This is a genomic window from Microbacterium sp. KNMS (genome assembly GCF_053851835.1).
Map to the genome: position 1 here is coordinate 1 of NZ_JBSQBP010000002.1, position 19197 is coordinate 19197.

A 19197-nucleotide genomic window follows, 5' to 3' on the forward strand; every position below is an offset into this window, starting at 1 on the left:
CGGTACGCGCCGGGGTGGGAGCGGATCTTCCAGAACCCCGACACCGGTGCTCTGCTGACCGTCGATCACTACCAGCCGACCGCGGCGATCCGTCGTCTGGTCGAGCTGCGGGACGAGTGCTGCCGGTTCCCGGGCTGCTCGCGCCCCGCCCCGGGGTGCGAGAAGGACCACGTGCGGGAGTACTCCCGTGGCGGCCCGACGAACGCGGAGAACCTCGAGGCCCTGTGCCGGCCGCACCACTACCTGCGGCACCACACGAGGTGGTCTCCGCGGGCGCTCGAGGGCGGCGGCATCGAGTGGACCAGCCCGCTCGGGCACGTTTACGTCACCGAGCCCGAACCCCGACGACGACATCACGCCATCCACGACCCCCAGCCCCCACCCGAACCCCCACCCTTCTGAGACAACCCAGCCCCCACCATCCCCCACGCGCGCTTTCGCGCAGGCGGTGCGGGTGAGGGTGCCTGGTCAGGCGCCGTCGGCGGCCTGGAGCAGTCCGTCGAGACGGTAGCCGAGCCAGTCGTAGAGGGCGAAGCGCGGGTCCTCGTCGTCGTGATCCTCCGCGCTCTCGATGCCGAGTCGGCTCGCGAGCACGAGGCGCACGGCCGCGAGCGTCCGCAGCCATGCCTCGAGCGCGTCGCCGGCGATGGAGACGTCGACGGGGGAGAGCGCGTCTTCGAGCGGCGCCTCCTCGATCGCGGAGAGGTCGCGCAGAACGGTCGCCGCGTCCTGTGCGCGGCGGCCGAGGAGGTCTCCGCGCGTGACGCTGCGGAAGTCGTCCGCCGCGTCGGGATCGTCCGGGTATGCGTCGGGGGTGAGGCGCTCGAGCGCCGGATCCGCCGCCGTCGGCGTGCTCTCGACCAGGGTCGCGAACTGCGTCACGAGGTCGCGGAGATGCGCGGCCTCGATGCGCGTCAGAGTGAGGATCACGATTCGTTCGGTCATGGGGTGCGGTGTCCTCACATCGGCGCTCTGCGGACGGTCGCCCACAGTCCGTAGTCGTGCATGGCCTGGGCGTGCAGCTCCATCTGCTCGCGCGCGCCCTCGGCGACGACGGCGTGCCCCTCGTTGTGGACGGCGAGCATGAGACGCGTGGCGTGCTCCTCGTCGTAGCCGAAGTACTCGCGGAAGACACGGACGACGTAGCTCATGAGATTGACGGGGTCGTCCCACACGACGGTCTGCCATGGGGTCGCGTGCGCGGGTGCCTCGACGCGGTCCAGCTCCTCCTCGACCGCCGTCGACGCGAAGACCGTGTGCGCGGTGGTCATGCCCACCCCAGCTCATGGAGACGCTCATCGTCGATGCCGTAGAAGTGCGCGATCTCGTGCACGAGGGTCGTGTGGACCTCGTCGCGCAGCTCGCTCTCGGTCTCGCATCGCGCGAGATGGGATTCCCGGTACACGATGATGCGGTCGGGCAGCTCGCCCATGCCGTACCGGCCGCGCTCGGTGAGGGCGAGGCCGTCGTACAGCCCGAGGAGGTCCTCACCGTCCTCGGAGCGGTCCTCGACGACGAAGATCACGTTGTCGAGGCCGTCGACCATCTCATCGGGGAGCTGATCGAGCTCATCCACGACGAGCGCCTCGAAGGCGTCGGCATCCATGTCCATCATCGGCTTCCGAGTCTAGTCGCGTGCGCATCGCGGTCGGCGGCCGCGGCCCGACGGCTCGCGTCAGCCGGCAGACGGCGAGAGGAGCTCGAGCTGGCGCACGAGGAGCTCCGCCAGCTCCTCCGGGCGGGAGAAGCCGGGCAGATGTCCGCTCTCGATGACCTGGACCGGGGCGCCCGGCACGCGCTCCGCCGCGAGCCGTCGGATGAGCGCGAGCGGGAAGAGCCGATCGTCACGACCCGCGATCACGGCGGTCGGGATGGCGGGCCAGCGCTCGAGAGGGAAGACCGATGCGAAGATCCCCTCCGCCTGCGGAGGCGCGCCCTGAGCGACCAGGTCCCGGACGAGGTCGGCGGGAACGTCGTGCAGCAGGATCTCGGCGACGTCGCCTTCGGGGTCGAATCCCTCGACCGCCGCGTAGGCATGCGCCGCTTCCGCCTGACCCACGTTCGCGAACCACGCCCCGACGGCCTCTCCGGGTGCGGGGATCATCGGGCAGAGCAGGAGCAGGAGGTCCGCGTGCAGCCGCTCGGCGACGATCGGGGCGGTGAAGGCGCCCATGGACTGCCCGACGACGACGATCGGGCGTGTCGGAGCGCGTTCGCCGAGGGCATTCAGGCTCGCAGCCGCATAGCTCTCGAGGTCGGCGTCGTCGTCGGCGACCGGAAGATCGGGAGCCACGACCTCGTGCCCCGCGTGTCTCAGCGGGGGCGACACGCGCGCCCAGTAGCGCGCGTCCGAGCCCGCTCCGTGGATGAGGAGGAACGTCGCCATGCAGCGGGAGTGTATCCGGGCCGGACGGCAGGGAAAAGGCACGAGGCCCGCCAGCTCCCCTTGCGGGAACCCCGGGCCTCGTGCGGGCTGGGGTGGCTAACCGGGCTTGAACCGGCGACCCCCTGGACCACAACCAGGTGCTCTACCAACTGAGCTATAGCCACCATGTCTCCCCGGCCTGCCGGGGCAACTTCTCTATTCTGTCATACGTTCGGAGCGAATGACGACACGACGCGGGTCGCGATGTCGCGCGCCTCGTCGGAGGTGGGTCCGGGCTCGGCGACGAAGACCGCACGACGGTAGTACTCGAGCTCGCGGATCGACTCGAGGATGTCGGCCAGCGCGCGGTGCCCGCCGTCCTTTCCGGGCGCCTGGAAGTAGGCGCGGGGGTACCAGCGTCGCGAGAGCTCCTTGACGCTGGACACATCGACGTTGCGGTAGTGCAGGTGGCTGTCGACGCTCGGCATGTACCGGGCCAGGAACATCCGATCCGTCCCGATCGTGTTGCCCGCGAGGGGCGCCTTCCGCTCGAGCGGCACGAACCGGCGGATGTACTCGAGGGACCGCCGCTCCGCCTCCTCGAGGGAGACGCCGTGGGGGATCTCGTCGAGCAGGCCGGAGCTGCGGTGCATCTCCGTCACGAAGTCGCCCATGTGGTCGAGGGCGGCCTGCGAGGGCTTGATGACGACCTGGAATCCCGGGTCGAGGATGCGGAGCTCGAAGTCGGTCACGACGATCGCGATCTCCACGAGCTCGTCGACCGTGAGGTCGAGACCCGTCATCTCGCAGTCGATCCAGACGAGCCGGTCGTTCTCGGAGGCGCCTACCATCCCCCCAGCCTATCGAGGGGGTGGGACGTCGCCGTATCGGTCCCCCAGGCACGACTCGAACGTGCGACCTGCGAATTAGAAGTTCGTTGCTCTATCCACTGAGCTACTGGGGGCGGTGCCCTCAGGTTACCGGGTTCGCCTCGGCGGATCATCTCGGGCCCCACCAGCCGCGGGTGGCCCTGTCAAGGTCTGGCTTCTCGGCGGCGGGCGACGTACCGTCGTCGACAGGGGGACCAGCGGAGGGAGTCGAGGATGACGATGACGCAGACGAGTCGCCTGTGGGTGGCGCACGGCGCCGTGGGAGCGGTCGGTTCGATCAGGGAGGTCGACGGCAGCTTCGAGGTCCGGATGGTCGGAGTCGACGAGCCCGTCGGCACGTACCCGGAGCTGGAGATCGCCAAGCGCGCGCTGCACGCTCACCTCAAGCCGGGCGCCGAGCGCCCGGAGTTCCGGCGCCACTGACGCGCCGGGTCACCGCGCCGCCCGCGCGGCCGGGACGCTCTCGACCGCGCGGGAGCCGCTCTCGCGCGCGCCCGGAGCGAGGAGGCGCATCGCGAGATGCACGGCGGGGCCGATGCCGAGCGCGAAGACGATCGTGCCCACGCCGACCGTGCCGCCCAGCACCCATCCGAGCGCGAGCACCGTCAGCTCGACGCTGGCGCGGGACCGCCAGACCGGCCATCCGGTCCGCCGGCTGAGTCCCGTCATGAGGCCGTCGCGCGGGCCGGCGCCGAGAGCGGCGCCGAGGTAGATGCCGGACGCGACCGCCACGAGGGCGATGCCCGCGAGAAGGGCGAGCACGCGCAGGAGCAAATGCTCGATGGGCGGGAGCAGGTCGAGGGTGATCTGCATGCTCGTGCCCACGAGGAGCACGTTGAGCACGGTTCCGATGCCGGGACGCTGGCGCAGCGGGATCCACGCGAGGAGGATCAGCGCGCCGAGCGCGTTCGTCACCCACCCGACGCCGAGACCCGTGCGCAGGGAGATCCCCTCCGCGAGCACGGTCCAGGGGTCGACGCCCAGGCCGGCGGCGACGGTGAGGGCGCATCCGACCCCATAGAGAGGCAGGCCCACGAGAAGTCGGGCCAGGCGAACGGTGAGAGGGTGGGGTGCGGATGGCATGCCCTCCATGCCACCCGAGAAGTGGACTGCTTGCAAGATGCCAATCCTGCTACGGTGGTCCGCATGATGGACTCACGGCTCAGCGCGAGGGCGCTGAGCGACCGCCTCGGCCCATGGCGGACGCGCGAGCCCGCCTACGAGGCGCTCGCCGACGCCATCCGCCTGCTCTGCCTCGACAACCGGATCGCGCCGCGGACGGCGCTGCCGGCCGAGCGCGAGCTCGCGGCACGGCTCGGGGTCAGCCGGACCACGGTCGCGGCGGCATACCGCAGTCTGCGAGAGAGCGGGCACATCGAGAGCATCCGCGGCTCCGGCAGTGTGACCCTGGCGCTCGGGCGGCGGGATCTGGGCCGTGCGAGCGACGTCGATGGCGCGCTCGATCTGCAGCAGGCGAGCCCTGCCGCGTGGCCGGGGCTGCCCGCCGTGTACGCCGAGGCCGCCGCCGACGCCCCGCGCCTCGTCGCACGCTCGGGCTACGAGATGCACGGCCTGCGGAGTCTCCGTGCCGCGCTCGCGGATCGGTACACCGCGCGCGGGCTCCCCACCTCCGCCGAGCAGATCATGGTGGTCAACGGGGCGCAGAGCGCGATCGCCCTCACCGCCCGGCTGCTCGTGTCGCGCGGCGACCGCGTGATCATCGAGACGCCCACCTACCCGCACGCCGCCGAATGCTATGCCGCCGCGGGAGCGCGGCTGGTGGGCATTCCCGTGACGCCGGGCTCCGGCTGGGACCTCGATCGGGCCGAGGACGCGTTCCGCCGCGCCGCCCCCGTCATGGCGTATCTGATGCCCGACTTCCACAACCCCACGGGCGAGTCGATGTCGCGCGACGAGATCGCCCATATCGCCGGCGTGGCACGGGATTCGGGAACCGTGCTCGTCATCGACGAGACGACGGCGGAGCTCGACATCGATCGGGGCGGGGCTGCCGTGCCGTTCGCCGCTGCCGCTCCGTCGGGCGCGGAGATCATCACCGTCGGGTCGACCGGCAAGACGGTGTGGGGAGGACTGCGCGTCGGCTGGATCCGAGCGGACGAGGACATGATCCGTCGGCTTCTCGCGGCGCGCCCCGTCGGCGACCTGGGCACCCCCGACTTCGAGCAGTCCGTCGTCGAACGGCTCATCCCGCTCATGCCCGAGATCGTCGCTCAGCGCGCGGAGTCGCTTCGCGCGGGGCGCGACGCGCTCGTCGCCGAGCTCTCCGAGCGGCTCCCGGAGTGGCGCGTGCACGCCCCACTGGGCGGTGTCGCCCTGTGGGTCGAGCTCGGGCTCGCGCGCAGCTCCGCGCTCGTGCTCGCCGCGCGCCGTCGCGGACTGCTCCTCTCGGCGGGCCCGCGCTTCTCGGTGGGCGGCGGTCACGAGCGTCATCTGCGCATCCCCTTCACGGCCGCGCCGGAGGTGCTCGAGCGGGGTGCGGGCATCCTCGAGGAGGCGTGGGCGGAGGTCGTCGACGAGCCGACCGCGGCGCTCGCCGAGCGGATGTCGGACGCGCTCGTGTGACGCTCACCGAGACAGCAGGAGCGTCTCCACGGCCTCATCGGGCGTCCAGAACTCGCCGATCGGAAGCAGGGCGCCCGACGCCGGGTGGAAGCGCTCGGCGCGGTACCGCATTCCGAGCTCCGACTCGACGGCGCGCAGGTGGCCTGCGACCCGCTCGTCGAGGCCGACGACACGCCAGAGGGATGCTCCCGCTCGCGTGAGGCGCGCCCGTGCACGCGCCAGGCGCGGCGTCGCGAGGGGAATGGCGATGAGAGCGGCGGCGTTCGACATCAGTGCTCCTTCCGTGTCCTCTGCGACGATAGGAGGGGGCACCGACATCCGTTCTGAGGAGTGCACATGACAGAGACGTTCGTCGTCGCGGGAGGCTGCTTCTGGTGCCTCGACGCCGCATATCGCGCCCTGAGGGGCGTCGAGTCGGTGGTGTCGGGCTACACGGGAGGGCAGCGTCCGCACCCGACCTACGAGCAGGTGTGCACGGGCGCGACCAGTCACGCCGAGGCGGTGAAGATCTCGTTCGATCCCGAGGTGATCGCGCCCGACGTCATCCTGGACGCGTTCTTCACGATGCACGACCCCCGCCAGCTGAACCATCAGGGCGCCGATCGCGGCACGCAGTACCGCAGCGCGATGTTCTATGCCGACGAGGAGCAGAAGACCCTCTTCGCGGCCGCGCGGGAGCGGGCTGCCGAGATCTGGGATGCTCGCATCGGGGAGGAGGAGGGCACGATCGTGACCCGCCTCGAGCCCCTGGGCGAGTTCTACGACGCCGAGGACTACCACCAGGACTTCTTCGCGAAGAACCCGACGCAGGGCTACTGCCTCGCGGTCGCCGTTCCGAAGGTGAACAAGGTGCGCGCGCGCTTCGCGGAGTACGCCGTCTGACGCCGAGCCCCTCCGACGCCGTGTGCACAGCGGCGCGGAGGGGCTCTGCGCATCCACAGATGCGCTGGTCCTGCTCCGCCGGCAGGAGGGAGCCGATGTCCTGGTGAGATCACGCCGGGGACAGCCCCCGGCAGGAGGGATCGCCATGAAGGACCAGATCGCCGTCGTCGGGAACATCGCGACCGACCCGACGTCGAGCACGCTGCCATCCGGGACCGCTGCCCTGAGCTTCCGGCTCGCGACGAATCATCGGCGCTTCGACCGGGAGAAGGACGCGTACGTCGAGGAGGCGGCGAACTTCTACTCGGTGAGCGCGTACCGGTCGCTCGCCGCCAACGGCGCCCTGTCGCTCGCGAAGGGCATGCGGGTGGTCGTCTGCGGCCGGCTGCGCGTCCGCTCGTGGGACAACGACAGAGGAAAGGGCACGGGGATCGAGATCATCGCCGACGCGATCGGCATCGACCTCCAGTTCGCGACGGCCAGCGTGTCGCGCAACAGCTTCGCGGGCAGCGACAGCCGCGGACAGAGGGACACACGCGACGACAGCGCCGTCGATGAGGCCTCCTCCGATGCCGCCTGGGAGGTCGTCACCGTTCCGGAGGGAGAGCCCGCGGCGACGCCGTTCTGAGCGTCAGCCCGCGGTGTCGACAGGCTCGAGGGTCTGCGCGGGAACGACCCCCACGTCGACGATGTCGCGGTCGCCGAGGGGCGCGTCCAGCTCGAGCGCGAACGGGGTGGCCGGGTTGCTCTGACAGGTCCAGGCGTCGGCGGTCTCATCCGGTCGGACTCCGATGACGATCTCGACCGACTCGTCCGTCTCGATGAGGCTCGCGAGCTCGACGCGGCCCTCGGCGTCCTCGCCGCCGTGGCAGGCGAGCTCCGTCACGAGCAGGTGCACGGTCGTGTCCGAGGGGGCCGGCGGCTGCTCGGGGTCCAGAGCGATGGCGGCCGCGTTCAGCTCGCCCGCGTCTGCCCGCGGCGCGCACGGCCCCGACGACGTGACGGTCCACTCGGCGGGCCGGTCGGATCCCGCCTCGTGCCAGAGCAGGGTGACCTGCTCGAAGGCGGGTGCCGAGCCCTCGGCTTCGGCACGCGGATGGAGAAGGGCGATCTGACGGTCGTCCGCGCTCGCGACCAGCCAGGTCTCGGGCGCTTCGGCCGCAGCGACCGGCATGCCCGCATCGTCGGCCGCGGATTCCAGGGCCTCGCGGACGCGCTCATCGGCGCGGGAGAGGGGGACGGGCTTCACCAGCGCGTCGGACGAGAACGAGAGGCCACCGCAGCGGAGCGTCTGGCCCGGCTCGACGTCGTAGGCCGGGATGGTCGCCGACGGCGACGGGTCGCCGTCCGCATCGGGGCCCGGCCGGGCTCCCGGCATCGCGCAGCCGGAGAGGAGGACGGCGCACGCGACCGCCGCGGCCCATCCGCCGGCCGTGCGGCCTCCTCGGCGGCGGGGAATCCCCATGGTCGTCATCTCGCGGTCGGGGGTGCGCATGTCGGCCTCCAGCATCGTCGTCGGCGTGCAACTCTCACTGTCGGGTGTCCGCGAACCGGAGGATCGTCTCAGAACCCGTGCGAGGCTCTCGGTCCGCTGAGGGAGCGGCCCCTAGACTGGATGCCAAATGGCTGAATACATCTATCAAATGGTGCGCGCCCGCAAGTCGGTGGGCGACAAGCTCATCCTCGACGACGTCACGATGGCGTTCCTGCCCGGTGCCAAGATCGGCATGGTGGGCCCCAACGGCGCCGGCAAGTCGACGATCCTCAAGATCATGGCGGGGCTCGATCAGCCGTCGAACGGCGACGCGACCCTGACCCCCGGGTACTCCGTCGGCATCCTCATGCAGGAGCCCGAGCTCGACGAGTCGAAGACCGTGATCGAGAACATCCAGGACGGCATCGCGATCAAGGCGAAGCTCGACCGGTTCAACGAGATCTCGGGCCTCATGGCCGAGCCCGACGCCGATTTCGACGCGCTTCTCGCCGAGATGGGCGCGCTGCAGGAGGAGATCGACGCCGCGGACGGCTGGGACCTCGACTCCCAGCTCGAGCAGGCCATGGACGCTCTCCGCACGCCGCCTGCGGATGCCGCGATCGCGCCGCTCTCCGGCGGTGAGAAGCGCCGCGTCGCGCTCGCCAAGCTCCTGCTGCAGAAGCCCGACCTCCTGCTCCTCGACGAGCCCACGAACCACCTCGACGCCGAGAGCGTGCTGTGGCTCGAGCAGCACCTGCAGTCCTACAAGGGCGCCGTGATCGCGATCACCCACGACCGGTACTTCCTCGACCATGTCGCGGAGTGGATCGCCGAGGTCGACCGCGGGCGTCTCTATCCGTACGAGGGCAACTACTCCACCTACCTCGAGAAGAAGGCAGAGCGCCTCGAGGTGCAGGGCAAGAAGGACGCCAAGCTCCAGAAGCGCCTCAAGGAGGAGCTGGAGTGGGTCCGCTCGAACGCGAAGGGCCGCCAGGCGAAGTCGAAGGCGCGTCTCGCGCGCTACGAGGAGATGGCGAACGAGGCCGAGCGCACGCGGAAGCTCGACTTCGAGGAGATCCAGATCCCCGCCGGCCCGCGTCTGGGCAACGTCGTGATCGAGGCGAAGAACCTGCAGAAGGGCTTCGACGGGCGCACGCTCATCGACGGCCTCAGCTTCAGCCTCCCGCCGAACGGCATCGTCGGCGTCATCGGCCCGAACGGCGTCGGCAAGACGACGCTCTTCAAGACGATCGTGGGCCTCGAGCCGCTCGACGGCGGTGACCTCAAGATCGGCGAGACGGTGAAGATCAGCTACGTCGACCAGTCGCGCGCGAACATCGACCCGGAGAAGACGCTCTGGGAGGTCGTGTCGGACGGGCTCGACTACATCACGGTCGGCAAGACCGAGATCCCCTCGCGCGCGTACGTGTCGAAGTTCGGCTTCAAGGGTCCCGACCAGCAGAAGAAGGCGGGCGTCCTCTCGGGCGGCGAGCGGAACCGACTCAACCTCGCCCTCACGCTCAAGGAGGGCGGCAACCTTCTGCTCCTCGACGAGCCGACGAACGACCTCGACGTCGAGACCCTCGGCTCGCTCGAGAACGCGCTGCTCGAGTTCCCGGGCTGCGCCGTCGTGATCACCCACGACCGGTGGTTCCTCGACCGCATCGCCACGCACATCCTCGCCTACGAGGGCACCGACGAGAACCCGGCCAACTGGCACTGGTTCGAGGGAAACTTCGAGGCGTACGAGGCGAACAAGATCGACCGTCTCGGTCCGGACGCCGCGCGCCCGCACCGCACGACGCACCGCAAGCTCACACGCGACTGAGCGGCGTCGCGCCGACACGACGAAGCCGCCCCGGGAGAACCCGGGGCGGCTTCGTCGTGTCGGCCGTCAGTCGGCGACGATCGTGTCGAAGGCGTCGGGGTGCTCCTCGAGCCATGCGTCGACGGCCTCCGCCTCCTTGCCCTCGCCGAACTCGTTCACGACGAGGTCCTCGAGCGAGCCGTATTCGGCGTCGTCGAGCTGGATGCCGGCGATGAGCTCCGCCGCCTCGGGGAACTCCTCCGCGAAGCCGGCGGTGCCGAGGAAGTGCAGCGCCTCGGGGTCGCCCATCGCGCCCTTCGGGTCCTCGAGGTCCTTGATGTCGTAGGCGTCGTTGGCCCAGAACGGCCGCCACAGCGTGACCGCGATGTCCTCCTGCGCGTCGATGGCGCTGCCGAGCTCGGTCAGCATGGCCGCGGTCGACGACGTCACGAGCTCGTAGTCGGCATCGAGGCCGTACTCGGGCATCATGACCTCCTGCGTCTGCTTGGTCAGGCCCGCGCCGGGCTCGATGCCGTAGATCTTGCCGTCGAAGCGGTCGGCCTGACCCGCGAGGTCCTCGATCGAGTTCACGTCGTCCATGTAGGTCGGCACCGCGATCGTGAGCTTCGCGTTGTCGTAGTAGGCGCCGAGATCCTCGATGTCGTCGCCGTACTGCTCCATGTAGTCGCGGTGCGTGAGCTCGGGCCAGGCGGAGGGGTAGATGTCCACGTCGCCCTGCGCGAGTCCGGCGTACAGCGGGCCGGCCTCGGTGAGCGTCTGCATCTCGACCGTGTAGCCGAGCTTCTCGAGCTGATCCTGGAGCAGGTAGGCCGTGCTGAGGCCATCCGTCCAGGCGGGCAGGAAGCCGAGCGTGATCGTGCCCTTGTCTCCCTCGCCTGCGCCGGCGGCGTCGCCGTCGCCGCTCGCACAGCCCGCGAGGGCCAGGGCCGTGGTGGCGCCGAGGGCCAGGATGGCCGTGATGCGTCGCTTCGTCATGTTCGTGTTCCTTCTCTCGTTGCGTGTGATGTCGTGCGTTTCGGATGGTCGATGGCTGCGGATGGTCATGGCGTGGGCACGGCGGAGCGGGCGTCGGGGGCATGTGCGATCGCGGCGTCGTCCGATGTCGCCGCGCGCTGCGCCGCGCGTCGGCGCGACAGGAGGCCCAGAAGCGAGGACGGGTACTCGCTCGGCGTGCCGAGGGCCGCGGTGAAGCGATCGAGGAACACGGCGAGCAGGACGACGCCGAGCCCGGCCTCGACTCCCTGACCGGTGTTCACGGTGGAGATCGCCTGCACGACCATCTTCCCGAGGCCGTCGGCTCCCGCCATCCCGGCGATCACGGCCATCGAGAGCGCGAGCATGATCACCTGGTTGACCCCGGCCATGATGGTCGGCATCGCGAGCGGGAGCTGGACGCCTCGCAGGATCTGCCCGGGTGTCGCGCCGAACGCGTGCCCGGCCTCGACCGTCTCGGCGTCGACGCCGCGGATCCCGAGCTCGGTGAGGCGCACGCCGGGAGGGAGAGCGAAGATCACGGTCGCGACGAGGCCGGGGACGACGCCGATGCTGAAGAAGACGATCGCGGGGATGAGGTACACCATCGCCGGCATCGTCTGCATGAAGTCGAGCACGGGCTTGAGGACGGCGCGCACGGCATCGCTGCGCGCCGACCAGATGCCGAGCGGCACGCCGATCAGGACCGCCACGAACGCGGCGACGACCACGAGCGCGAGCGTCTGCATCGCGGGCTCCCAGAGGTCCATGCCGACGATCACGGCGAACGAGATCGCCGTGCCGACCGCGAGCTGCCACGAGCGGACGAGCCACGCGAGGAGCGCGGCGACCGCGATCGTGACGGGGAACGGCGTCGCGACGAGCGCGTCGGTGAGGCCGTTCACGAGGGTGCGCACGACGAGCGCGACGACGTCGAGGAGGCCCTCGAGGTTGTCCTTGGCCCAGTCGACGGCGGCGGAGACCGCGTCGCCGATCGGGAGGCGGAACCCGTCCATCAGCGCACCTCCTCGGAGTCGGCGGCGGCCGCCGCGGCGGCATCGGCCTCCGCGAGCACCTGATCGATCACGGCCGAGGGGATGGGCGGCTGGAGCACGGTGATCTCCTCGGTGGATCCGGGGCCGGGCCCGAGGGCGGCGAGCAGGGTGACACGGGGGATGACGCCCACGAGGCGACCCGTGTCATCGGTCACCGCGAGCGGGAGCGGCGACTCGACGGCGGGCACGAACAGGTCCATCAGGACGTCGTCCTGGCTCACGGCCTGCGGAACCGGCTTCAGGATCGACGCGAGCGCGCTCTCGCCGCGGCGGATGAGCTTCATCGCGTCGCGGTCGGTGATCATCCCGGCGAGGCGACGATCGCGGCCGACGACATAGGCCGCCGACGTGTAGGCGTCGCGCATCGTGCGCAGCGCCGTGCGCGGGCCGGCGCCCTCGGCGACGACGGGGCGAGGGCGCTCCATGACATTGCCGGCGGTCAGCACGCGGGCACGATCGACGTCCTGGACGAACTGCTCGACGTAGTCGTTCGCGGGGTCGGTGAGGATGTCCTCCGGCGTGCCGATCTGGACGATGCGGCCGTCGCGCATCACCGCGATGCGGTCGCCCAGGTACATGGCCTCATTGAGATCGTGCGTGATGAAGACGATCGTCTTCTGCAGGCGCTGCTGCAGCTCGATGAGCTGGTCCTGCATCTCCCGGCGGATGAGCGGGTCCAGGGCGCTGAACGCCTCGTCCATGAGCAGGATGTCGGTGTCGGCGGCCAGAGCGCGCGCGATGCCGACCCGCTGCTGCATGCCTCCGGAGAGCTCGGCGGGGAGCTTGTCGCCCCATCCTTCGAGGCCCACCAAGGCGAGGATCTCGGTCGCCTTCGCCTCGCGAGAGCGGCGGTCGACGCCCTTGAGCTCGAGCGGGTAGGCGACGTTCGCGGCCACCGTGCGGTGGGGGAGCAGGGCGAAGTGCTGGAACACCATCGAGACGTGCTCGCGCCGGGTCGCGCGCAGCCGACTCGCCGGGATCCCCGCGATCGGCTCCCCGTTCACGGTGATCGTCCCGGCGGTGATGTCGTGCAGGCCGTTGAGCATGCGGATGAGCGTCGACTTGCCGGAGCCGGAGAGCCCCATCACGACGAAGATCTCGCCGCGGCGGACCTCGAAGGAGGCGTCGATCACGGCCGCCGTGGCGCCGTCGAGCTCATCGCGCGGGGTTCCGGCGCGCAGGCGCTCGACGGCGTCGTGCGGTCGGCGCCCGAAGACCTTGTAGAGGCCCTCGGCGCGCAGGGCGATGGAAGTGTCGTTCTCGGTCACGTGTCCCCTGTGCCGAGCGCGGAGACTCAGGGCAGCGCGATCCGCGTTCGGTCATCGGTTGCGGTCCGGGCAGGCGACGGGCCGGGCACGAGGCTCCTGGCGCAGTCGTCCGGGTTGACGACTGGATCGTCTGCCATACGCATGCCGCGACGTGGCGGCATCCGCGGTCCTGGGCGGAACACCCCGGTCGTGTCGGACGCGTCGCCGGCGGTGTGAGGCGCGTCCCGCGCTGCGGCAGGACGACCTCGGTCACCCTAGCAAGCCGGTCGACGGCGCCGCGGGCGCGCTCCCACGTCGACCGCTCCGCCGCGATCCGCGTGATCATGCGGAAGGACGGGGTATCGTCGGACGAGGATGACCGGTCGCGACCGTGACCGTATCGTTACCGGCCGCGGTCCGTCCGGGCCGGAGAGGAGCCCGATGACCCGCGTGCACGTGCCCATCCAGCTGCGCTGGGGCGACCTCGACGCCTTCGGCCATGTCAACAACGCCTCGATGCTGCGCCTGCTCGAGGAGGCCCGGTGCCGCGCGTTCTTCCGCGCTGAGGACTCCGACGACGACATCCCGCCGACCGCCGTGTTCGATCCCGAGGTCCTCGGGTCGCCCACGGGGGTCGTGACGCTGATCGCGCGGCAGAGCATCGAGTACCTGCGGCCCGTGCCGTACCGTCACCGCCCGCTCGACGTGCAGCTCTGGCTCGGGCGCATCGGCGGGTCGAGCATCGACGTCTGCTACGAGGTGCACAGCGCGGTCGGCGAGGAGGAGCGCGTCGTGTACGCGCGAGCCGACGCCGTCGTCGTGCTCGTCGACATCGCGACCGGCCGACCGGTCCGGCTCACCCCCGAGATGCGCGCCGCATGGGAGCCGTTCCTGGAGGAGCCGGTGGCCTTCACCCGTCGGTGACGGAGACGACCGGCCCTGCGGATGAGAGACTGGAAGACGCCCTCCTCCACCCCTGCAGGGAGCCATCCATGCCAGACGTCACGCCCGCACCCGTCCGCGAGGACGTCCGCGCGGACTTCCCCGGGATCTCGGGACGCCCCGACCGCGTGTACCTCGACTCGGCCGCGACGTCGCAGCGTCCGGAGGCCGTGATCTCCGCCGAGGCCGACTTCGCGCGCCACGACTACGCGGCCGTGCACCGGGGATCGAGCCTCGCGACCGGCGAGGCGACGTTCGCCTTCGAGACCGCGCGCGAGCGCGTCGCGGCGTTCGTCGGCGCGGGGGAGCGCGAGGTCGTCTGGACCGAGAACGCCACCGACGCGCTCAACATGGTCGCGCTCGGGATCGCGGACGCGTCGGCCGGCCTCGGCGGAGCGCGCTTCGCGCTGCGCGCCGGCGACGAGATCCTCGTCACCGAGGCCGAGCACCATGCCGACCTCATCCCGTGGCAGCGACTCGCGCGCCGGACGGGCGCGACGCTGCGCTGGGTGCCGGTCGACGACCGCGGCCTCTGGACGATCGACGACCTGCGCGCGCAGCTGACCGCGCGGACCAGGGTCGTCGCGTTCGCGCACGTGTCGAACGTCACCGGGATGATCGCGCCGGCGGCCGAGATCGCGTCGCTCGCGCGCGACGTCGGCGCGCTCACCGTGCTCGACGCGTGCCAGTCGGCGCCGCATCTGCCGCTCGACCTGGGCGCGCTCGGCGTCGACTTCGCGGCGTTCTCGGGACACAAGATGCTCGGCCCGAACGGCATCGGGGTGCTGTACGGGCGCGCCGAGCTCCTCGACGAGCTGCCCCCCGCACGCACGGGCGGCTCCACGATCACGACCGTGACGATGGAGGACGCCGAGTTCCTTCCCGCACCGCAGCGCTTCGAGGCCGGCACCCAGCCCGTCACGCAGGTCGTGGGCCTGGGAGCAGCCGTCGACTACCTCGCGGGCATCGGGATGGACGCCGTGCACGCGCATGAGGCGCAACTCGCCGGCGAGCTCGTCGACGCCGTCGCGTCGGTTCCCGGCGTGCGGCTCGTCGGCCCCGAGCCCGGAGCAGAGCGCGCCGCGCTCGCGAGCTTCATCGTCGACGGCGTGCACGCGCACGACGTGGGCCAGTTCCTCGACGACCGCGGCATCACGGTGCGGACGGGGCACCACTGCGCCCAGCCGCTGCACCGTCGTCTCGGGGTCGCGGCGACGACGCGCGCGAGCGCCTATCTCTACACGACGTCGGACGAGATCGCGGCGCTGCGAGACGCGCTGCGCGAGGTCCGCGGATTCTTCGGAGCGGACCGATGAGCGCAGACCTGCAGAGCCTGTACCAGGAGCTGATCCTGGACCACGCGCGCGATCCCGAGGGCAAGGGCGACCCGACGCCGCTCGACTACACGCACCACGAGCTCAACCCGTCGTGCGGAGACGAGATCACGGTCGGCGTGAGCCTCGACGACGACGACGCGATCGCCTCGATCGTGTGGGATGGCCACGGCTGCTCGATCTCGATGGCCTCGGCGTCGATCATGACGGGGCTGCTCGAGCACACGACGCGCGAGGAGGCGCTCGCGCGCATCGACGAGTTCCGGACCATGCTGCGCTCGCGCGGGTCGATCGCGCCGTCCGAGGCGCTCGGCGATGCCGCGGCCCTGCAGGGCGTCGCGAAGTACGTCATGCGCATCAAGTGCGCCATGCTCGGCTGGGTCGCGCTCGAGGCCGATCTCAGGCAGGCGGGCTGACCGCGTCGGACGCCGGCACGCGGAGCATGATCTCCTGCGCGACCGACGCGACGAGCGCGCCGTCGCGCGTGTAGAGGCGGCCGAACGCGAGACCGCGGCCGCCCTGCGCTCCCGGCGACTCCTGCACGTAGAGCAGCCACTCGTCGGCGCGCGCCGGCCGATGCCACCACATCGCGTGGTCGAGGCTCGCGACTTTCAGCCCGGGCGTCGACCACGCGACGCCCGCGCCGCGCATCGACGGCTCCTGGATCGTGTAGTCGCTGAGATAGGCGAGAGCGGCCTGATGGAGCAGGCGGCTGTCGCCGATCGGGCGCCGCACGCGCGTCCAGACGGCCTGCGTCGGTCGAGCGCCGCCCGTCGGCTCCACGAGGAGGCTTCCCTCGACGTGCCGCACCTCGATCGGATTCGCCGCGAGGAGACGCTGCGAGTGCGGATGGCGGTCGAGCTCCCGGAGCGGATCGGGCAGGTCCTCGGGCGCGGGGACCTCGGGCATCGGCAGCTGGTGCTCGACCCCCTCGTCCTCGTCCTGGAAGGAGAGGATGCCCGAGAAGATCGGCACGCCGTCCTGATATCCCTGCACGCGCCGGCGGGCGAAGGATCGTCCGTCGTGGATGCGGTCGACGCCGAAGGTGATGTCCTTGCGCATGTCGCCCGGCCGCAGGAAGTAGCCGTGGAGCGAGTGCACGTGGCGGTCGTCGGCGATCGTGCGCGCGGCGGCGGACACGACCTGCGAGAGCACCTGGCCGCCGAACACGCGCCCGCTCGGCATGAAGTGCGAGCGCCCGAGGAAGATGTCCTCGTGCGTGCGGGCCTCCATCCGCTCGAGCTCGATCACGTCGAGCATCGTCTGGACGGGGTCGTCGGTCCGTGCGTCGATGGTCACTCGGGTCTCCGTTCGCCGCTCCGCCCGCGCCTCGTGAGCGCGAGCGCACGCAGCCGAGGCGTGCCTTGCTAGTTTAGAGCGGGTGACCGCTCGCCTCGTGCTCGCCGACGACCAGACCGCCCGCGATGCGCTGACCTTCGCCGGTCGCGCTTCCCGCATCGGGGACGAGGGCGTCCGGCTGCAGGCGTCGGAGGGCGTCCTCGTCATGTCCTCGGCCGCGCTGGCGCCTCAGGGACTGCTCGACCGCACGCCGACCGTCCTCGCGATGCGGGTCCTGCGAGCCGATCCCGAGCTGCAGTGCGACCTCACCGTGGCGTCGCTCACGGAGACCGAGGACCCCCGCGCCCTCGCGCTGCCCGACACCGCGCTCGCGCCCGCGTGGGCAGGGGTGTCGCCGCCTCGCGGCGGCTGGACCCGCACGGGCGGCATCGCCGCCGCGTCGCTCGCGAGCCGCGCGCAGTGGGGCATCGCCGCGGTCGCGCATGCGCTCCCGGATCAGCCGGGGGAGGACGTCGTCCGCCAGGTGCGCGGCAGCGTCTGGGGCGAGCCGGACGAGGAGCTCGGCGGTCTGCCGCGGGGCGTCGCGTTCGCCGCGTTCTCGTTCGGGTTCATCGGCGGCGAGGAGGAGGCGCGCGTGTCGACCGCGGGCCGCTGGACCCGCGTGACGCTCGAGCGCGGTCACATCCTCACCCGCGGGCCCGCGGCGGTCGGCCTCACGCCGGTTCGGGAGACGGGCGCGCGCTGACCCGAGAGCGCTGACCCGTCAGCGTCCGGGCTGGGGCTCGAACGTGTTCACCATGGCGTGCGCGGCGCGCTCGAGGTAGTCCCAGAGCGTCGCCTCGTGGACAGGCGACAGGCCGAGCTCGTCGACGGCTGCGCGCATGTGGGCCAGCCATCGGTCGCGCGCCTCGGGGTCGATGTGGAACCCGACGTGGCGCATGCGCAGGCGCGGGTGGCCGCGGGTCTCGCTGTACGTCGTCGGACCGCCCCAGTACTGCTCGAGGAAGAGCAGCAGGCGCTCCTCGGCGGGGCCCAGGTCCTCCTCGGGGTACATCGGCTTCAGCACCTCGTCGTCCGCGACGCCGCGGTAGAAGGCGGCGACGAGCCTCTGGAACGTCGGGCGCCCGCCGACCTGGTCGTAGAACGTCCCCACGCCGAGGGGGCGCAGGCTCTTCGGCTCGCTCACGTGTCGGCTCCCTCTTCCTCGTCCTGTCCGCCCTCCTGGCGTCCCGCGGGCGCCGTCGGGCTCTTCTCGTCGCGCGGTCGCGGTCGCCACGTCGGCCTCTCGGGGAGCTCGCTCGTGATCGTCGGCGGGTTCGCCCCGCGCACGCGGAGGGCGCCCTCCGCGCCCTCGAGCGTCGCGCGGGCGATGCCCGTGACGTCGATGCCCTCGGTGAGGAGGACCGCGCGCAGGCGCTCGCGCAGCTCGCGCGCGACGTCGTCCTTCGCGGTCGGCTTGGCCTTGATCACGAGGCGGACGACGAGGGTCTCGCCCTCGAGCGACTCGAGGCCCCAGACCTCCGGCTCGCCGATGACGCGCGAGCGCCAGCGCGGATCGTGCGCGAGTCCGAGCGAGGTGTCGGCGATGAGGCTCTCGACATCCTCGATCACGATGTCCTTCGGGAGGGTCAGGTCGAGGACGACCCGCGACCATCCCTGGGTCATGTTGCCGATGCGCGTGATCTCGCCGTTGCGGACGTACCAGAGCACCCCGTTGACGTCGCGGACGTGCGTGATGCGCACGCTGACGAACTCCACGACACCGGTCGCGAGGCCGAGGTCGACGACGTCGCCGATGCCGATCTGGTCCTCCGCGACGATGAAGATGCCGTTGAGGACGTCCTTGACGATGTTCTGCGCGCCGAAGCCGAGGCCCGCGCCGACGGCGGCGGTGAGCAGCGAGAGCGACGCCAGCACGTCCGGCACGAGGATCGAGGCGACGAGGACGAGCGCGACGACGACCATCGCGATGTTGACGACGTTCGTGAGGATCGAGCCGAGCGTGCGCGTGCGCTGCACGACGCGCACGGATGCGAGCGGCGACCGCTCGAGCGCGCGCGTGTCGTCGACCTTCGCCTTGCTCTTCGCGCCCTCGACGATGCGCTTCACGACGCGTCGGATGACGAGGCGGAGGATCCACGCGACGATCACGCACGCCGCGACGGCGATGGCGGCCCGCACGAGGAGCCAGCCGAACTGCCCCAGCTCGACGAGGCGCTCCTGCCACCAGCTGAGGTCGGTCACGTCCGCTGTCTCGGTCTTCATCATCACCTCGATCGTACGGCGCGAGCCCCGGTGGATCCTCTGGATCGCACCGGGGCTCGCT

Annotated in this window: 24 protein-coding genes and 2 tRNA genes; 10 read left to right on the forward strand and 16 right to left on the reverse strand. The window is 71.2% G+C overall.

All coding sequences use genetic code 11. The features are described 5' to 3' along the window. Positions 1–402: HNH endonuclease signature motif containing protein (locus ACWXWW_RS01235; protein ID WP_455968313.1), on the forward strand; the 402-nt coding region annotated here is incomplete at its 5' end. A 66-nt stretch (positions 403–468) separates the two neighbouring features. Here the strand turns inward: ACWXWW_RS01235 and ACWXWW_RS01240 are convergent. The 7 genes from ACWXWW_RS01240 to ACWXWW_RS01270 all read right to left on the reverse strand — a co-directional run bounded on the left by ACWXWW_RS01240 (position 469) and on the right by ACWXWW_RS01270 (position 3329). Beyond that, the gene (locus ACWXWW_RS01240) at positions 469–945 is read right to left on the reverse strand and encodes a DUF2017 family protein (protein ID WP_455968315.1); all 477 of its coding nucleotides are present in this window, start codon (positions 943–945) and stop codon (positions 469–471) included. A 14-nt stretch (positions 946–959) separates the two neighbouring features. After that, positions 960–1271, reverse strand: a complete 312-nt coding sequence (gene clpS, locus ACWXWW_RS01245) for an ATP-dependent Clp protease adapter ClpS (protein WP_282977914.1) — start codon at positions 1269–1271, stop codon at positions 960–962. Continuing rightward, a complete protein-coding gene (locus tag ACWXWW_RS01250; protein WP_271172052.1) occupies positions 1268–1615 on the reverse strand; it encodes a metallopeptidase family protein in 348 nt (115 codons plus the stop codon). The genes clpS and ACWXWW_RS01250 overlap by 4 nt, the downstream gene beginning before the upstream one ends. A 60-nt stretch (positions 1616–1675) precedes the next feature. Next, the gene (locus ACWXWW_RS01255) at positions 1676–2386 is read right to left on the reverse strand and encodes an alpha/beta fold hydrolase (protein WP_455968318.1); all 711 of its coding nucleotides are present in this window, start codon (positions 2384–2386) and stop codon (positions 1676–1678) included. An 88-nt stretch (positions 2387–2474) separates the two neighbouring features. Further along, a tRNA-His gene (locus tag ACWXWW_RS01260) sits at positions 2475–2550 on the reverse strand. 39 nt (positions 2551–2589) lie between these two features. Beyond that, positions 2590–3216, reverse strand: a complete 627-nt coding sequence (gene orn, locus ACWXWW_RS01265) for an oligoribonuclease (RefSeq protein ID WP_455968320.1) — start codon at positions 3214–3216, stop codon at positions 2590–2592. A gap of 40 nt (positions 3217–3256) precedes the next feature. Then, positions 3257–3329 (reverse strand) — tRNA-Arg (locus tag ACWXWW_RS01270). Positions 3330–3474: 145 nt separating this feature from the next. Here ACWXWW_RS01270 and ACWXWW_RS01275 point away from each other — a divergent pair. Then, complete coding sequence (locus ACWXWW_RS01275; RefSeq protein ID WP_309299956.1) at positions 3475–3678, forward strand: methyltransferase; 204 nt, start codon at positions 3475–3477, stop codon at positions 3676–3678. 9 nt (positions 3679–3687) lie between these two features. On the opposite strand, the gene yczE is transcribed toward ACWXWW_RS01275, so the two are convergent. Then, entirely contained in the window at positions 3688–4338 is a 651-nt protein-coding gene (gene yczE, locus ACWXWW_RS01280) for a membrane protein YczE (protein WP_455968541.1), read from the reverse strand. A 66-nt stretch (positions 4339–4404) separates the two neighbouring features. Here yczE and yczR point away from each other — a divergent pair, with 66 nt between their 5' ends. After that, positions 4405–5838 (forward strand): MocR-like transcription factor YczR, encoded by a 1434-nt coding sequence (yczR, locus tag ACWXWW_RS01285; protein WP_455968542.1) that lies wholly within the window; start codon positions 4405–4407, stop codon positions 5836–5838. Positions 5839–5841: 3 nt separating this feature from the next. Here yczR and ACWXWW_RS01290 read toward each other — a convergent pair whose 3' ends face one another. Beyond that, positions 5842–6108, reverse strand: coding sequence for a hypothetical protein (locus ACWXWW_RS01290; protein WP_271172049.1), 267 nt, complete (start codon positions 6106–6108; stop codon positions 5842–5844). Between the two features lie 66 nt (positions 6109–6174). On the opposite strand from ACWXWW_RS01290, the gene msrA reads away from it, so the two are divergent. Together msrA and ssb are read left to right on the forward strand one after the other, a co-directional pair. Continuing rightward, positions 6175–6720 (forward strand): peptide-methionine (S)-S-oxide reductase MsrA, encoded by a 546-nt coding sequence (gene msrA / locus ACWXWW_RS01295; RefSeq protein WP_455968321.1) that lies wholly within the window; start codon positions 6175–6177, stop codon positions 6718–6720. A 145-nt stretch (positions 6721–6865) separates the two neighbouring features. After that, positions 6866–7348 carry a single-stranded DNA-binding protein gene (ssb, locus tag ACWXWW_RS01300; protein WP_455968323.1) on the forward strand — a complete coding sequence of 161 codons (483 nt, stop codon included), beginning with the start codon at positions 6866–6868 and terminating at the stop codon, positions 7346–7348. A 3-nt stretch (positions 7349–7351) separates the two neighbouring features. On the opposite strand, the gene ACWXWW_RS01305 is transcribed toward ssb, so the two are convergent. After that, positions 7352–8215: a hypothetical protein gene (locus ACWXWW_RS01305; RefSeq protein ID WP_455968325.1), complete on the reverse strand. Its 864-nt coding sequence runs from the start codon at positions 8213–8215 to the stop codon at positions 7352–7354. Between the two features lie 127 nt (positions 8216–8342). On the opposite strand from ACWXWW_RS01305, the gene ettA reads away from it, so the two are divergent. Further along, positions 8343–10022: an energy-dependent translational throttle protein EttA gene (gene ettA / locus ACWXWW_RS01310; RefSeq protein ID WP_271172045.1), complete on the forward strand. Its 1680-nt coding sequence runs from the start codon at positions 8343–8345 to the stop codon at positions 10020–10022. A 66-nt stretch (positions 10023–10088) separates the two neighbouring features. On the opposite strand, the gene ACWXWW_RS01315 is transcribed toward ettA, so the two are convergent. The 3 genes from ACWXWW_RS01315 to ACWXWW_RS01325 form a co-directional block, all read right to left on the reverse strand. Next, a complete protein-coding gene (locus ACWXWW_RS01315) occupies positions 10089–10997 on the reverse strand; it encodes a glycine betaine ABC transporter substrate-binding protein (RefSeq protein WP_282977909.1) in 909 nt (302 codons plus the stop codon). Positions 10998–11062: 65 nt separating this feature from the next. Beyond that, the gene (locus ACWXWW_RS01320) at positions 11063–12010 is read right to left on the reverse strand and encodes an ABC transporter permease (protein WP_455968326.1); all 948 of its coding nucleotides are present in this window, start codon (positions 12008–12010) and stop codon (positions 11063–11065) included. Beyond that, positions 12010–13317, reverse strand: coding sequence for a quaternary amine ABC transporter ATP-binding protein (locus ACWXWW_RS01325; RefSeq protein ID WP_282977907.1), 1308 nt, complete (start codon positions 13315–13317; stop codon positions 12010–12012). Before ACWXWW_RS01325 ends, ACWXWW_RS01320 begins: the two co-directional genes overlap by 1 nt. 420 nt (positions 13318–13737) lie before the next feature. Here ACWXWW_RS01325 and ACWXWW_RS01330 point away from each other — a divergent pair, with 420 nt between their 5' ends. From ACWXWW_RS01330 to sufU, 3 genes are all read left to right on the forward strand, one after another. Beyond that, the gene (locus ACWXWW_RS01330) at positions 13738–14220 is read left to right on the forward strand and encodes an acyl-CoA thioesterase (RefSeq protein WP_271172041.1); all 483 of its coding nucleotides are present in this window, start codon (positions 13738–13740) and stop codon (positions 14218–14220) included. A 68-nt stretch (positions 14221–14288) separates the two neighbouring features. Further along, positions 14289–15554, forward strand: a complete 1266-nt coding sequence (locus ACWXWW_RS01335) for a SufS family cysteine desulfurase (protein ID WP_455968327.1) — start codon at positions 14289–14291, stop codon at positions 15552–15554. After that, positions 15551–15988 carry a Fe-S cluster assembly sulfur transfer protein SufU gene (gene sufU, locus ACWXWW_RS01340; RefSeq protein WP_455968328.1) on the forward strand — a complete coding sequence of 146 codons (438 nt, stop codon included), beginning with the start codon at positions 15551–15553 and terminating at the stop codon, positions 15986–15988. The genes ACWXWW_RS01335 and sufU overlap by 4 nt, the downstream gene beginning before the upstream one ends. Here sufU and ACWXWW_RS01345 read toward each other — a convergent pair. Beyond that, entirely contained in the window at positions 15972–16832 is an 861-nt protein-coding gene (locus ACWXWW_RS01345; RefSeq protein WP_282978077.1) for an acyl-CoA thioesterase, read from the reverse strand. The genes sufU and ACWXWW_RS01345 overlap by 17 nt on opposite strands. A gap of 121 nt (positions 16833–16953) precedes the next feature. On the opposite strand from ACWXWW_RS01345, the gene ACWXWW_RS01350 reads away from it, so the two are divergent. Then, complete coding sequence (locus ACWXWW_RS01350) at positions 16954–17616, forward strand: hypothetical protein (RefSeq protein ID WP_271172038.1); 663 nt, start codon at positions 16954–16956, stop codon at positions 17614–17616. Between the two features lie 18 nt (positions 17617–17634). Here the strand turns inward: ACWXWW_RS01350 and ACWXWW_RS01355 are convergent, their stop codons facing one another. Together ACWXWW_RS01355 and ACWXWW_RS01360 are read right to left on the reverse strand one after the other, a co-directional pair. Continuing rightward, on the reverse strand, positions 17635–18057 hold the full coding sequence (locus ACWXWW_RS01355) for a globin (protein ID WP_455968330.1): 423 nt from the start codon (positions 18055–18057) through the stop codon (positions 17635–17637). Beyond that, positions 18054–19139 (reverse strand): mechanosensitive ion channel family protein, encoded by a 1086-nt coding sequence (locus ACWXWW_RS01360; RefSeq protein WP_455968332.1) that lies wholly within the window; start codon positions 19137–19139, stop codon positions 18054–18056. The genes ACWXWW_RS01355 and ACWXWW_RS01360 overlap by 4 nt, the downstream gene beginning before the upstream one ends. Positions 19140–19197: the final 58 nt, after the last annotated feature.